A 14,692-nucleotide genomic window follows, 5' to 3' on the forward strand; every position below is an offset into this window, starting at 1 on the left:
TCTTTCCGGCCATGGTCAGAGTTCGTCCCAGCATCGCACGCCTGCCCGGACGCGAGGCGGGCAGTCCCGGCCACCAGGGCCCCGGATGGCCCCCTTAGCCTCGGGGCCATGTCGAAACTCCTCCTCGTCCTGCACCTCCTCGCCGTGGTGATCGGGCTCGGTCCCGTGATGGTCGCGTCGAGCATGTTCCCCTCCGTCCTGCGCCGTGCGCTGGCGGGCGATGACCCGGCGGGCGCGCGCGGCGCGCTGGGCGTGCTCGGCCGGATCTGCCGGGTGTACGCCGTGGTCTCCCTCGCGGTGCCGGTCTTCGGTTTCGGCCTCGCGAGCATGCACGGCGGTCTCGGGAAGCCCTGGCTGATCGCGTCGATCGTGCTGACCGTGCTGGCGGCGGGCGTCCTGGTCTTCCTGCTGCCCGCGCAGCAGAGCGCGCTCGACGCGCTGGGCGGCGACGGGGCCGCGGCGGAGCCGGCGCCGGGCGCCCCGGCCGCCGAGGGAGCGCTCGCGGGCGTGCCGGCGAGCGCCACCGCGACCGTCCCCGCGGCGCCGGGCAGGCTCGCCATGCTGGCGGGGATCTTCAACCTGCTCTGGGTGGTCGTGGCCGTGCTCATGGTCGTGCGTCCGTAACCCGGCCGCCCTTGCCGCCCTGGCGGCCGTCCGGGAGGGCCGGCCCCGCGGTCAGCCGCGGTCGGACGGGCGCGCCCTGACATGCATCCGCTCGCCCTGCCGCCCGAACAGGGCGATGAACTCGACCGGCCGCTCCCCCACGTTGGCGAACCCGTGCGGGGTGTGGGTGTCGAACTCGGCCGCCTCGCCCGCGCTCAGCACGAGGTCGTGGTCGCCGAGGGCGAGCCGCAGCCGCCCGGACAGGATGTACAGCCACTCGTAGCCCTCGTGGGCGCGTTGCTCCAGTTTCCTGTCCCACGTCTCGGCGGGGCTCGGCGGAATGATCTGCTTGTACGCGAGGAGCCCGCCGAGGTGCCGGGTCAACGGCACAAAGGTGATCCCGTGCCGCACGAAGGGCCGGGGCCGCACGCGCGGATCCTCCGCGCTCACCGTCCCGACCAGCTCGTCGAGCGGCACGCCGTACACCTTCGACAGGGGCAGGAGCAGCTCCAGGGTCGGCTTGCGCCCGCCCGACTCCAGCCGGGACAGCGTGCTCAGCGAGATACCGGTGGTCTCGCTGACGGAGGCGAGGGTGATGCCCTGCTTCCGCCGCAGCTCCCGCAGCCGGGGCCCCACGGCGGTCAGCACCTGTAGGAGGTCGTCGTCAGCCATGTCTCCATTTGCCGACTCGGCAACAACCTTTGTCAAACGCGCGCTCACGGTTCCACCATCTCCCCTGTCGGCGAGACGCGATCACGCCGGCCGAGTGACGGCACGGCGTATGCCGGCAGAGCGACGAAGGAGCGGGGACATGCGGGAGCGTACGGAGCATTACGACACGGTGGTGATCGGCGGGGGCGCGGCCGGTCTCGGCGGCGCGCTGGCCCTGGCGCGGGCCCGCCGCTCGGTGCTGGTGATCGACGGCGGCGAGCCGCGCAACGCGCCGGCCGCCCACGTCCACACCTACCTCGGCCGTGAGGGCACGCCGCCGGCCGAACTGCTCGCCCTCGGCCGGGCGGAGGTGGAGAGCTATGGCGCCACCGTCGTGACCGGCAACGTCACGGCGGTCCGCCGGCTGCCCGCGCGGGAGGGGGACGGCTTCCTTCTCGCGTGCGAGGACGGCACCGAGGTGGTGGCGCGCCGCCTGCTGGTCGCCACCGGGCTGGTCGACGAGAAGCCGGACGTCCCGGGGCTCGCCGAGCGGTTCGGCCAGGACGTGCTGCACTGCCCGTACTGCCACGGCTGGGAGGTGCGGGACACTCCGGTCGGGGTCCTCGCCACCGGCCCCCTCGCCGTGCACCAGGCGCTGCTGTGGCGGCAGTGGAGCGACGATGTGACCCTCTTCACGCACACCGCGGCGGACTTCGGTGACGAGGCGTACGAGCAGCTCGCCGCATGCGGGATCACGGTCGTGGACGGCGAGGTGACGGGGCTTGAGGTCACGGACGGCCGCCTCACCGGGGTGCGGCTCGGCGACCGCGTCGTCCCCCGGGCCACCCTGGCGGTCGCGCCGCGCTTCACGGCGCGCTCGGCCCTGCTCACCGGCCTCGGCCTGAAGTCGGCCGAGCAGGTCGTGGCGGGACACGTCGTCGGCACCTACGTACCGTCCGACGCGACGGGAGCGACGGATGTCCCGGGCGTGTGGGTGGCGGGCAACGTCACCTCCCTCGCGGAGCAGGTCATCGGTGCGGCGGCGGCGGGCGTGCGCGCGGGCGCGGCGATCAACGCCGACCTCGTCGCCGTCCGGACGTCCCAGGCGGTCGCGGCCCGCAGGGCGGCCGGAACCCACCCGGGCCCTCATGCCCCCGGCGGCGGCGAGGCGCTGGACATGCGGGAGTTCTGGGACGAGCGGTACGCGGGCAGCGGGCGCGTCTGGAGCGGCGAGCCCAACGCGGAGCTGGTCAGGGAGGCCGGTGACCTGCCGCCGGGACGGGCGCTCGACCTCGCGTGCGGTGAGGGCGGGGACGCCGTGTGGCTCGCCGGGCGCGGCTGGCACGTCACGGCCGCCGACATCTCGCGGGTCGCGCTGGGGCGCGCCGCGGAGCACGCGGCACGGGCGGGGGTGGGCGACCTCATCGACTGGCAGTGGCACGACCTGGCCGACACGTTCCCCGAGGGCGAGTACGACCTGGTCTCCGCGCAGTTCCTGCACTCGACGGGCGGCCTGCCGCGCGAGGACATCCTGCGCAGTGCGGCCGCCGCCGTCGCGCCGGGCGGGGTACTGCTGGTCACCGGCCACTCCGGGGGCGCGCCCTGGGAGGAACACGGCCACCCCGGCGTGGTGCTGCCCACTCCGGCCGAGGTCCTGGCGGAACTGCGGCTGGCCGACGGCGCGTGGAGCGTCGAGCGCTGCGAGGACCACGAGCGGCTCCAGACCGCTCCTGACGGCACGCGGATGGCCCGTACGGACAACACGGTGCGCGTGCGTCGCGTCACGAAGTGAGTGGCGGTGCCGGAACGGGCCTTTAGGATCTGCCCGAGCCGGGAACACGCGAGTGGGCGGGGAGACCCGCGAGCAGGGCGTGCACCCTGGGCACGATGAGACAGGAGAGCGGATTTGACGGCCGAACCATCCGACGCACCGGAGCCGCAACCGGTGCTGAGTCCGCTCACCACGGCGGCGATCTTCCTGGTCCTCACGGTCGACGAGGGCGGTGAGGGACCGGTGCGCGACCTGCTCGCGGACCTGCCGGGCCTGCGGCGCAGCTACGGCTTCGGATCGCCGGACGGCGCGCTCAGCTGCGTCGTCAGCATCGGTTCGCGGGTGTGGGGCCGTCTCTTCGACGGGCCCCGCCCCGCGGAGTTGCACCCCTTCGTGGAGCTGACCGGACCGCGCCACCGGGCCCCCGCCACCCCGGGCGACCTGCTCTTCCATCTCCGGGCGACCCGGCAGGACCTCTGCTTCGCCCTGGCCGCCGAGATCATGGACCGGCTGCGGGGCCATGTCACGCTCGTCGACGAGGTGCAGGGGTTCAAGTACCGGGACGTGCGCGACCTGATGGGTTTCGTGGACGGTACCGAGAACCCCGAGGGCAGGGCGGCCACCACGGCCACCCTGGTCGGTGACGAGGACCCGGACTTCGCGGGCGGCAGCTATGTGATCGTGCAGAAGTACCTGCACGACCTCCCCGCCTGGAACGCACTGCCCGTGGAGGCGCAGGAGAAGGTCATCGGCCGCCGCAAACTCACCAACGTCGAGCTGGACGAGCCCGCTTCGCACGTCTCCCTGAACACGGTGACCGACGCGGACGGTGAGGAACTGCAGATCCTCCGCGACAACATGCCGTTCGGCAGTCCCGGCCACGACGAGTTCGGCACGTACTTCATCGGCTACGCGCGCACCCCCGAGGTCACGGAGCAGATGCTGCGCAACATGTTCCTCGGCAACGCCGACGCGAGCCACGACCGCATCCTGGACTTCTCCACGGCGGTCACCGGCACGCTGTTCTTCGCACCGTCCGGGGACTTCCTCGACGACCTTCCCGATCCGCCGTCGTCCGCGACGGCCGAGCGGCCCGTACCGCCCGTACCCCACACCCGTAGCGAGGCTCCCGCAGGCGTCAGCGCCGACGGGAGCCTCGGTATCGGAGACTTGAACAGGAGCACCGCCAAGTGAACAATCTGCACCGCGAACTGGCCCCCGTCTCCGCCGCGGCCTGGGCCGACCTGGAGGACGAGGCGCGGCGTACGTTCAAGCGCCATGTGGCGGCGCGCCGCCTCGTTGACGTACCCGAGCCCGGGGGCTCCGAACTGGCCGCCGTCGCCACCGGCCACCTGGACACGGTGGAGCCGCCGGCCGAGGGCGTGCGGGCACATCTGCGCCGCGCCCAGCCGCTGGTGGAGCTGCGGGTCCCGTTCACGGTCTCGCGCGAGCAGGTCGACGACGTGGAGCGCGGCGCGAAGGACGCCGACTGGGACCCGGTCAAGGACGCGGCGCGCAAGCTCGCGTACGCCGAGGACCGGGCGATCTTCGAGGGATACGCGGCGGCCGGCATCGAGGGCATCAGGGCCAGCTCGTCCAACCCGCCGCTCGCGCTGCCCGCCGACGCGCGCGACTACCCGAACGCGATCAGCCAGGCCATCACGGAGCTGCGGCTCGCCGGTGTCGGGGGGCCCTACGCGGTGGCGCTCAGCGCGGACGCGTACACCCTGGTGAGCGAGACGTCGGACCACGGCTACCCGATCCGCGAGCACCTGAGCCGGGTGCTGAACGGCGACATCATCTGGGCGCCCGCCATCGACGGCGCGTTCGTCCTCGCGACCCGTGGCGGCGACTTCGAGCTGCGGATCGGCCAGGACGTGTCCATCGGCTACCTGAGCCATGACGCGACGAGCGTGCAGCTGTACTTCCAGGAGACGTTCACCTTCCTGACGTACACGTCGGAGGCGATCGTCGCGCTCTCGCCGCACGGAGCCTGAGTACCGCGTGCCGTGTGTGCGGGCCGGCCGGTCGCGCCCGGCCGGCCCGCACCTTCCCGGGCGCCGGCACCGGGCTGGGGCCGACGGCCTCCCGGGCCGGTGCGTTCCGCGGGGCGCACCAGCCCGCCCGGCGCGCCGACGAGGCGGGGCGGGCCGCCGCGGGTTACCTGCCGTAGCCGACAGCGTTGATGTTGCCCGGCACGGCGTTCTCGGTGGCGTCCGAGAGATATTCGGACCTCGTCACACGCTCGTAGGACGTGCCCTGGGCGCTCTTGCTGTCGTCGCCCCCGATGCCCAGGATGATCGCGCCCTCCGTGTGCACGGGTTGCAGCCGCAGACGTTCGGACGCGCGCCGCTGTAGTAGGTCGACAGGCCGCCGGACTGGGCGTTGCCGCCGCGGATCGCCCCTCGATAACGGTTGCTGACGGTGGGCTCGTTGGCGTTGCAGCCGGCGTTGACACCGGAGAACGGGCCGTTCTCCAGGTCCGCCATCACCCACGGCCCCTTGCCCGCGCCGTGACTCCGCGGTCTCCAGCGCCGGATCCGACGCCCGCTCGGCGCTCGTCACGGCCCCGCGCGGGCCGCCGGCGCCCGTGCTGCCGGCGCCGGCACCGGGCCGGGGACGCGCTCACGGCGGGCGGGATCGGCCGGGCGGCGGGACCGCCGGAGACGTCAGACCGAGATCGTCTTGAACTCCACGTACTGGCCGAGTCCGACGGATCCGAACTCGCGGCCCACGCCGCTGCCCTTGTAGCCGCCGAACGGCCCGTCGAACGACGGCGGAGCGCCGTTGACGGAGAACGTGCCGGTCCGTACGCGCCGCGCCGTCGCGAGGGCGCGCTCCTCATCGGCGCTCCACACTCCGCCGCCGAGGCCGTACGGCGAGTCGTTGGCTATGCGAACGGCGTCGTCGTCATCGTCGAACGGGATCACGACGATCACCGGGCCGAAGATCTCCTCCTGGGCGATCCGCATCGCGTTGTCGACGTCGGCGAACAGGGTCGGGCGCACGTAGTATCCGCCGTCGAGCCCTTCGGGAAGGTCCGGGCCGCCGGTGACGAGCCGCGCGCCCTCCTCGATGCCGAGGTCGATGTACGACCGGACGCGCCGCTGCTGTTCGGCGCGGACCATCGGGCCGATGAAGGTGGCGGGGTCGGCGGGGTCGCCGACGGTCAGCGACTCCACCAGGTCCTTGAGCTTCGCGACGGCCTCCTCGTAGCGGTCGCGGTGGACGAGGATCCGGGTGTGCGCGACGCACGACTCGGCGTTGTTGCCGAAGGAGAGGAACTTCAGGCCCTCGGCCATGGCGTCGAGGTCGGCGTCCGCGAGGACGATCGCGGCGGACTTGCCGCCGAGTTCCAGGCTCACCCGCTTGAGCTGCCGGCCGGCGATGGAGGCGATCTTCCGGCCTGCCTCGGTGGAACCGGTGAAGGCGATCTTGTCGATGCCGGGGTGGGACACCAGGTACTCGCTGGTCTCGCGGCCGGCCACGACGATGCTCAGGACGCCCTCGGGCACCCCGGCCTCGGCGAACAGGTCCGCCAGTACCAGGGTGCTGAGCGCGGTCTCCGGAGACGCCTTCAGCACCACGGTGCAGCCCGCGAGGAGCGCCGGGACCAGCTTGACCAGTGCGGACTGGTGCGGCGCGTTCCACGGGATGACGGCGGCGACGACACCGACCGGCTCGCGGCGCACCACGGTGCGGGCCCGGGCGCCCTCGGCGCGAGGCAGCGTCTCCTCCCACGGGAAGGTCTCGGCGGCGCGCAGGAAGGACCCCGTCTGCTCGGGCAGGGCGGCGGCGGCCCAGCCGGTGAACCACCGGGCCGAGCCGTTCTCCGCCGTGGTGAGGTCGGCCCATTCGTCGGCGCGCGCCGCGTACAGCTCGTTGAAGCGGGTGATGACCTTCCGGCGCTCCGCGGGCGCGGTCCGGGGCCAGGGGCCCTGGTCGAACGCCTCCCGCGCGGCGGCGACGGCCTTGTCGATGTCGGCGGGCGCGGCGTGCGCGGCCCGTCCGACGAGCGAGCGGTCGTGGGGCGAGCGGGTCTCCAGCAGCCCGGGCTCGGTCGGCTCGGTCCACCGGCCGCCGATGTACAGCTTGTCGAAGGTAATCATCTTTCCGGTCTCTCCCGGTCGGGCCTGTCGCCAGGCAGGGGCGCCGGTGAGCGCCCTGTCGGCGAAGTTAACACAACGGCGTTCTGCTAACAAGAAAACGGTGTTGTGTTAACCTCGGCCCATGTCCACGCCCCCCGCCGACTTCCAGCGCGCCCGCAGGCCCGAGCACAAGGAACTGCGCGCCGCGTCGATCCTCAATGCCGCACGCACGCTGGGACTGGCCAAGGGCGTCCGCGCGGTCACGCTCACGGACATCGCGAACGAGGCGGGCATCAACAAGTCGGCGGTCCTGCGCTACTACGAGACGCGCGAAGAGATCTACCTGCGGCTGACGGCCGAAGGGTGGACGGCATGGTCGACCCGGGTACGGGCCGCGCTCGGCGCCGCCGGCGAGCGCTCGGCCGAGACCCTCGCGGACGTCCTGGCGACCACGGTCCTCGGCCAGCCCCTCTTCTGCGACCTCCTCGCCCACGCGACGCTCAACCTGGAGCGGCACGTCTCGCGGGAGGCGGTCCTCTCCTTCAAGCTCCGGGTGCTCGGCTCGATCGCGGACCTCACCCGGGCGGTGGCGGACTTCGAGCCGCGGCTCGGCGAGGCGGGCGCCCGCGATGTCGTCTCGGGGGTGACCCTGCTCGCCGGCGGGCTGTGGCAGGCGTCCCACCCGCCCTCGACACTCGCGGAGCTCTACACGGAGCGGCCGGACCTCGGGCACGCCGTGGTCGACCTGCCGGACAAGCTGAACTCGCTGGTGCGGGCGCTGATCACCGGGCTGAGCGCCCCCGGCTCCACCGCGCACTGAGCAGCCGGCCCGTCCGCTCGGAGGTGGCCACGGCGCGCGCCGCCCGTACCTGCTCGCGCAGGACGTCGAGGACGGCGCTGCCCGCGGGACCGTGGTCGGCCGCCACGTGCGGCAGCGCCACGTGCGCGCGCACGCCCCGCGCCAGCTCCCGGAGCTGGCCCTCCACGGCCCGTGCCTCCCGCGGTGGGGGCGGCGGGGCGCCGTTGCCGATGTCCTGCTGGGCCGCCGTGGTCGCGTCGACCACCCGCTCGACGGCCATCGCCAGCGGCCACCACTCGGCCGCGAGCGTCGACGTCGGCCGCGGTTCGGTCATGGCGCGACGGAACTCGGCCCGTACAGCCGACAGTTCGCGGTACAACCGCCTGCGGGCGCGCGCCGAGGCGTCATCGTCCGCCGCCGCTGCCCCGACCGCCGTCGCCCCCCGGGGCGGCGGCCCCGCTGCCCCGTCCACGCGGTGTGCCCCACCCGCCGGGCGCGTCCCCGGCTCCGTCCCCGTGGCCTCGGGCCGCGCGACGAGGCATACCACGACGTACTCGGCGGCATCCTCGATGACGGCCGCGAGCCGGTCCCCGACACGCGCGTGCCAGCTCTCCGGCCACAGCAGGTAGCCCACGACCAGCGCGATCGCACAGCCGATGAAGCTGTCGACGAGGCGGGGCAGCAGCAGTCCGAAACCGAGATGGTTCAGCACGTCGGACAGCAGCAGGATCAGCGGGGTGATGGCCGTCGTCTGGTACGCGTACCCCCGGGAGGCCATGACGGGGAGCAGCGCCGCGAGCACCGCCATCAGAGCGGCCGACCACCAGCCGTACGGGGCGGCGCCGAGCACGGCCGCCGCCACGCCGAGTCCCACGACCGTGCCGATCGCCCGCATCACCGCACGGGAGAAGACCGATCCGAGGTCCGGCTTGAGGACGAAGGCGACGGTCAGCGCCACCCAGTAGGAACGCGGCACCGGCACCACCGACACGAGCGTCTGCGCGATGCCCACGCACAGGGCGAGCCGCAGTCCGTAGCGCCAGGCGGTGCCTGAGCGCAGGGTGGTGCGCGCCGTACGCCGCATGCGAAGCGGCAGTGGTGCGGGCCGGCCGAGCCGGTCTCCCGGCGTCGCGTGCTCGCCGCGCACCACCGAGGCCGCGTAGCGCAGGGCGGCCTCGACGGCCCGCTCCGCCCGGCCGGCGTCCTCGGGCAGTACCCCGGCAGCCACCGTGCCACCGCCGGCGGGCGGGCGGCCCTCGATCGTGTCCGCGAGGGCCCGCAGCGCCGCGGGCACCGTGGCCGGCAGTGGCCGGCCGGACTGGTGCACGGCGGGCGCCGCCTCCAGCAGCGCGGTCAGCGCGTCGAGACGGGCGAACAGGGCGAAGGCAGTGGACCGCTGGCCCCGCTCCCCCGCGCGCCGGGCGAGAACGAGGTCGTGGGCGTGGTCCATGCGGCGGGTGGTCGCCTGCCGCCGGGCCTCGTATCCGCTGCCGCCCGCCGCCTCCAACTGGTCGGCGAGCGCCCGGTAGGCGGCGGCGACGGCGGCGCGTTCGGGCGCGGCACCGCGTACGGGCCAGGCGAGGAGGGTCAGCAGCAGGACGAACGCGCCGCCGCCCAGGAACAGCGCGGGCGCCAGCCACACCGGCCCCGGTACCGGCAGCCCCGCCTCGATGATCGTGTTGATGAGCAGGAGCAGGGCGGCGCCCGACGCGAGCGGGCCGATCGACGAGATCAGGCCGGAGACGAGGCCGACCAGGGTGACGACGATGACGGCGAGCCCGCCGTGCCCGAAGACGGACGCGCCGACGACGACGCCGGCCGCCCCCGCCAGCTGCGGTACGGCGATGCCGAGGAACCGCATCCGGTAGGAGTCGGCCGTGTCGTTGATGACGGCGAACTGCGCGCCGATCCCGGCGAGCGCCCCGTACGCGGGCCGCCCGAGCGCGAACCCGAGAGCGAGCGGACCCGCGACGCCGACGCAGGCGCGCAGCGCGGCGGGCCAGGGCACGGGTCCCGGGTTCGGGCGCAGGGCCGCCACGAGCCATTCGGGGGTTCGGGACCGCCCGTCGGTCCTGGCCGTGCGCACCACTGTCCGTCCTCCTGAGGCACTGGCCGGCACCGGCCGCCGCGGGGCCGGGACACCGGAGGCGGGAACGACTCCCCGCGTAGGACAGCATGGCGCCTGAGCGGCGCCGTCCCGCGCACCGGGCCGCCGGACACGGGCGTCGTGCCCGGACGGGGCCCGCGTCACGGCCGGACGACGGGTCGTCCTGTGCGACGGCGGACCGCGCCGTCGCACAGGACGACCGGGGTGCCGGCCGGTCCGGGACGGTGGGATCTCTCCTGACGGCCGCGGACCGTCGACGGTGGCGGGCCGCCTGCCGCCGTCGCGGGCGTCACGTTCACCGCGCGGGAGGAGGCGCGGCCGACGGGAGGGCTCGCGCCGGAAACCCGCACGTCGGCGCCGGCCTCCCCTGCCGGCGGGGACGCCGGCGCCGACCGCCGGGGGCGCGGGTGTTACGGCAGCGCCGGGCGGCCCGGTGTCTCCAGCCAGGTGCGGAAGAGGCCGGTCAGGTCCTGGTGCGAGACCTTCTCGGCCAGCGCCTCGAACTCCTGGGTCGTGCCGTTGCCGTAGCGGTGGGCCGCCGTCCACGCCGGGAGCAGCTTGAAGAACGCCGTGTCGCCGATGCGTTCGCGCAGCGCCTCCAGTGTCATCGCGCCGCGTGTGTAGACCGCGTCGGCGAACATCGTGTCGCGCTGCGGGTCGTCGACCCGCGTCTGCCAGAAGTCGTTCGCCGCGGGGCGGGCGTTGTAGGCGCTGACGAAGTCCTCGCGGGTGGTGTGCGTCCCCCGGTGCTCGTCCCACAGCCACTGGGCGTAGGTGGCGAAGCCCTCGTTCAGCCAGACGTTCTTCCACTGGGCGACCGACACCTCGTCGCCGAACCACTGGTGGGCCAGCTCGTGGACGATGGTCGACTCGCTGCGCACCGCCGAGTAGGCGGGCTTCGACTGGACTTCGAGCGAGAAGCCGGCCTGGGGCATGTCGTCCACGATCGCGCCCGTCTCCTCGAAGGGGTACGGGCCGAAGAGCGTGCTCCAGTAGTCGGTGGCCTCGGCGGTCACCTGGTAGACGTCGACCGTGCCCTTGGGCAGTACCGGGTCGGTCGCCACGTAGATCGGCGTGCCGGCGGGGGTCCGGCCCTGCCGCACGTCGAACTTACCGATGGTCGCGGTCGCCAGATACGTCGCCATGGGCTTCGACTCGCGCCAGTGGAAGTGCGAACGGCCGTTCTTCGTACGGGAGTCGATGAGGCGGCCGTTGGACACACCGGTGAGTCCCTTGGGCGCGTCGATGGTGATGTCGTACGTGGCCTTGTCGCTCGGGTGGTCGCTGGAGGGGAACCAGGAGGACGCCGCGTTCGGTTCGCAGGCCACGAAGACACCGTCGGCCGTCTTCATCCAGCCGTACTGCGAACCGAACACGATCGGCCCGCTGAGCGGCTGCGGTATGCCGTGGTACGCGAGGGTGACGCGGAACGTGCGGTTCTTCGCGAGCGACTTCGCGGGCGTGATGGCGATCTCGTCGGCGGATCGGCTGAACCGGGCCGGGCGGCCGTCGACCCGCACCGAGTCCACGGTGAGTTTCTGCAGGTCCAGGTCGAAGGAACGGAGGTTCTGGGTGGCTCTGGCGGTGAGCGTGGTCGTGCCGTCGAGGACGTCGGAGTCCGGGTTGTACGACACCCCCAGGTCGTAGTGGAGCGCGTCGAATCCACCATTGCCGAGGGCCGGGAAGTACGGGTCACCGATGCCGGGTGCGCCGGGTGAGGCGCCGGGGGCCGCGGCGATGGCGAACGCGGAGGCGACGGCGGTCGCCAGGGCGAGCCAGCGGGACGTACGACGAGCCGAACGTGACAGAGCCATGACAGCCTTTCGGGTACACGGTGTCGGTGACCGAACGTGCACACTCTGCTCCGCCGGGCGCCCAGCCGCTCCGCGCATCGCAAAATTTCTTCGAACTTCGTTAAAGACTTCGGCAGTTGGGACGCTTAAGCCCGACTTGTCGGAGCGGCCGACCGACAACACGCCCCGTCCAGCCCCGCCTCGGCCGCACCCGGCACCCGGCCTCGGCACCCGGCACCCGGCCTCGGCTCCCCCGCGGACCCGGGTCTCAGCGAGGCGCCGGGCCCGTCGTCCTCCGAGTCACCAGGCTCGGCGACACGGACACCAGCACCGCCCGGTCGCGCCCCTCGATCCGCTCCAGCAGCAGCCGCGCCGCCGTCGCGCCCATCAGCTCCCCCGCCTGGTCCACACTGGTCAGCCGCACCGGCGCCATCGCCGCGACCGCCGTGTTGTTGTATCCCGCCAGGGACACGTCCTGCGGGATACGCAGCCCCAGCTCGCGGGCGGCCCGGAAGACCCCCATGGCCGCCACGTCGGCACCCGCGAACACCGCGGTCGGCCGGGGACGGGCGGCCAGCAGCTCCATCCCCGCGCGGTAGCCGCCCTCCTCGGAGTACGCCGTCGTCGCCACGCGCGCGTACGGCGCCAGACCGTGCCGGCGCATCGCGTCCTGGTAGCCACGCCGCTGCACCCGCTCCGGAGTGCCCGACCACCCCGTGCCGTCATTGCCGTGGGCCGACGTCAGGGCTATCCGGCGGTGCCCCAGCCCCACCAGGTGGTCGACGACGAGCGCGGCGCCCTCCGCGTCCGCGTCCACCACCGAGTCGTACACGTCGGCGGTGTCGTGGTGCCCGATGACGACGGTGGGCACGGTGGCGGCGGCCGCCATCACCTCATGGCGCGAGAAGCCGGGCCCGATCAGGATCAGCCCGTCCATCTGGCGGTCCACCATCGCCCGCGCGAGCCTCGTCTGGTCCTCGGCGCCGAAGCCGGCCGCCCCGAGGAGCATCTGGTAGTCCGTGCCGCGCAGCCGCTCGGTGACACCGTCGAGGATGTCGGCGAAGAACGCGTTGCGCAGGTTGTCCAGAAGGACCCCGATCGTGTACGTACGGCCCCGCATGCCCCGGGCCGCGGCGTGCGGCCGGTAGTCCAGTTCGTCCATCGCACCGCGGACCCGCTCGCGCATCGCGTCGCTGACTCCGTACGCGTTCCGCAGCACCTTGGAGACCGCGGACGTGGAGACGCCCGCGTGCCGCGCCACATCAGTGATCGTCACACGCCGCCCGCCGCCGACCGGGTGCATTGGCACGCCTCCGCTTTCCGGCCGCCCGTAATCGGGTACAGCCCTGATTTCACGCAACGTTCCACAACCTTACGCACGTCTCTTGACGTCGAAAGGGCGCTCGGCCCTACGGTGGCCTCCCCTTGGTTGGAGAACGTTCTACGACGAGGAGCCGCAGCATGGGACAGCCGGCACCCGGCGGCCGTACGGCCGGAGACTCCGCCGAAGAGGTACAGGTCAAGGACGGCATCCCGGTCGACGGTGTCAGCCGTCAGCAGTGGAGGTGGTCCGCGCTCGCCGGTATGGCGTCCTACCTCGACGCGGGATCGATCGTGGCGATCGGCTCCGGCCTCGCCCTGTTCCAGGAACACCTCCACCTCGCCACCACGGGGCTGACGGGCGTCGGCGCGCTCGCCGCCATAGGGCCCAACGCGATCGGCGCCGCCGTCGGTTCCTTCATCGGCGGCCGGCTCGGCGACAAGCTGGGCCGCAAGCGGATCTACCAGTACGACCTGCTCGTGTACGCGGCGGCGGTGCTGCTCATCGCGCTGTCGGTGAACTCCTGGATGCTCTTCCTCGGCACGTTCGTCGTGGGTGTCGCCGTCGGCGCGGACGTGCCGACCTCGCTCGCACTGGTCGGCGAGTTCTCGCCGGTCAAGGCACGCGGCAAGCTGCTGGGGCTGACACAGGTCGCCTGGAACGTCGGCCCCATGATCGTGCTGCTGCTCGCGCTCGCCCTGTCGCACCTGGGCCTGCTGGGCATCCGGATCGTCTTCCTGCATCTGGTCGTCGTCGCGATCATCACCTGGGCGATGCGGCGGGGCATGACCGAGTCCGCGATGTGGAAGGCGGCGGCCGAGCGGGGAGCCGCGAGCAAGGCCCGGGTGCGGGCACTGTTCCGCGGCGCCCACTTCAAGGCGCTCAGCTGGACGGGCAGTTTCTACATCTTCCAGGGACTGGCGGCGGGGACGGCCGGGCTGTTCACCCCGTACATGGTCAAGAACCTCGGCGCGGGCGACCAGACCGTCTCGGTCGCGCTGTCGTGCGCGGGATTCGGCGTCGGCATCGTGGCGACCGTCTTCATCTACATGCCGTTCAGCGACCGCAACCACCACACCCGCAGGCGGCTGTGGGTGACCGGCGCGATCGCGCAGATCATCGCGTACGCGCTGTTCCTGGTCTTCCCGTTCACCGTGCCCACCATCCTGCTGAACACGTTCCTGTTCGGGGTCGGCGCGTCACTCGCCGGCGACGCGTTCTACAAGACCGTCAGCCAGGAACTGTTCCCGACGATGCTGCGCGGCACGGCCCAGGGCTTCACGTTCGGTGTGGCGCGCGCCTGCCTCGGTGTGTGGAGCTACTACGTGCCGCACCTGGCGAGCGCCGGGATCACCTCGGTCGCGGCCCTGCTGTGCGCGTTCCTCGTGATCAGCGGGTGCGTCGGCTTCTTCTTCATGCCGAACACCGTGGGCAAGTCCCTCGACAGCATCCAGCTGGAACGGGCGGGCTGAGCCGGAGCGGACCCACCACCACGGCACCGCACGCCGGGCGCCCTCCGCACGGCAGCACCACCCGGACGACCTGCACCACCAGCACCA

11 protein-coding genes and 1 pseudogene are annotated in these 14,692 nt (G+C 73.0%); 6 read left to right on the forward strand and 6 right to left on the reverse strand.

All coding sequences use genetic code 11. From position 1 onward, the window contains the following. Positions 1-108: 108 nt before the first annotated feature. Positions 109-624 carry a hypothetical protein gene (locus OG310_RS05170; RefSeq protein ID WP_329454678.1) on the forward strand — a complete coding sequence of 172 codons (516 nt, stop codon included), beginning with the start codon at positions 109-111 and terminating at the stop codon, positions 622-624. 51 nt (positions 625-675) lie between these two features. Here OG310_RS05170 and OG310_RS05175 read toward each other — a convergent pair whose 3' ends face one another. Further along, on the reverse strand, positions 676-1,275 hold the full coding sequence (locus OG310_RS05175; RefSeq protein ID WP_329454679.1) for a helix-turn-helix domain-containing protein: 600 nt from the start codon (positions 1,273-1,275) through the stop codon (positions 676-678). Positions 1,276-1,414: 139 nt separating this feature from the next. Here OG310_RS05175 and OG310_RS05180 point away from each other — a divergent pair, with 139 nt between their 5' ends. From OG310_RS05180 to OG310_RS05190, 3 genes are all read left to right on the forward strand, one after another. After that, entirely contained in the window at positions 1,415-3,046 is a 1,632-nt protein-coding gene (locus OG310_RS05180) for a bifunctional NAD(P)/FAD-dependent oxidoreductase/class I SAM-dependent methyltransferase (RefSeq protein WP_329454680.1), read from the forward strand. A gap of 114 nt (positions 3,047-3,160) precedes the next feature. Beyond that, a complete protein-coding gene (locus OG310_RS05185; protein WP_329454681.1) occupies positions 3,161-4,219 on the forward strand; it encodes a Dyp-type peroxidase in 1,059 nt (352 codons plus the stop codon). After that, positions 4,216-5,022, forward strand: a complete 807-nt coding sequence (locus OG310_RS05190) for a family 1 encapsulin nanocompartment shell protein (RefSeq protein ID WP_329454682.1) — start codon at positions 4,216-4,218, stop codon at positions 5,020-5,022. The genes OG310_RS05185 and OG310_RS05190 overlap by 4 nt, the downstream gene beginning before the upstream one ends. Positions 5,023-5,194: 172 nt before the next feature. Here the strand turns inward: OG310_RS05190 and OG310_RS05195 are convergent. Together OG310_RS05195 and OG310_RS05200 are read right to left on the reverse strand one after the other, a co-directional pair. Then, positions 5,195-5,538: pseudogene (locus OG310_RS05195) on the reverse strand (arabinofuranosidase catalytic domain-containing protein); the annotation flags it as partial. Positions 5,539-5,694: 156 nt separating this feature from the next. Further along, entirely contained in the window at positions 5,695-7,134 is a 1,440-nt protein-coding gene (locus OG310_RS05200; protein ID WP_329454683.1) for an aldehyde dehydrogenase, read from the reverse strand. A 121-nt stretch (positions 7,135-7,255) separates the two neighbouring features. Here OG310_RS05200 and OG310_RS05205 point away from each other — a divergent pair, with 121 nt between their 5' ends. Continuing rightward, positions 7,256-7,933, forward strand: a complete 678-nt coding sequence (locus OG310_RS05205) for a TetR/AcrR family transcriptional regulator (RefSeq protein ID WP_329454684.1) — start codon at positions 7,256-7,258, stop codon at positions 7,931-7,933. On the opposite strand, the gene OG310_RS05210 is transcribed toward OG310_RS05205, so the two are convergent. The 3 genes from OG310_RS05210 to OG310_RS05220 form a co-directional block, all read right to left on the reverse strand. Beyond that, positions 7,896-9,998, reverse strand: a complete 2,103-nt coding sequence (locus OG310_RS05210) for an FUSC family protein (RefSeq protein WP_329454685.1) — start codon at positions 9,996-9,998, stop codon at positions 7,896-7,898. The two genes, OG310_RS05205 and OG310_RS05210, sit on opposite strands and share 38 nt — an antisense overlap. Positions 9,999-10,429: 431 nt before the next feature. Then, positions 10,430-11,833: a M1 family metallopeptidase gene (locus OG310_RS05215; protein WP_329454686.1), complete on the reverse strand. Its 1,404-nt coding sequence runs from the start codon at positions 11,831-11,833 to the stop codon at positions 10,430-10,432. A gap of 247 nt (positions 11,834-12,080) precedes the next feature. Beyond that, on the reverse strand, positions 12,081-13,088 hold the full coding sequence (locus tag OG310_RS05220) for a LacI family DNA-binding transcriptional regulator (protein WP_443078557.1): 1,008 nt from the start codon (positions 13,086-13,088) through the stop codon (positions 12,081-12,083). 185 nt (positions 13,089-13,273) lie between these two features. Between OG310_RS05220 and OG310_RS05225 the strand changes: the two genes are divergently transcribed. Then, the gene (locus tag OG310_RS05225) at positions 13,274-14,605 is read left to right on the forward strand and encodes an MFS transporter (protein ID WP_329454687.1); all 1,332 of its coding nucleotides are present in this window, start codon (positions 13,274-13,276) and stop codon (positions 14,603-14,605) included. Positions 14,606-14,692 lie beyond the last annotated feature (87 nt).

It is taken from the genome of Streptomyces sp. NBC_01497 (assembly GCF_036250695.1).
Taxonomy (GTDB): Bacteria; Actinomycetota; Actinomycetes; order Streptomycetales; family Streptomycetaceae; genus Streptomyces.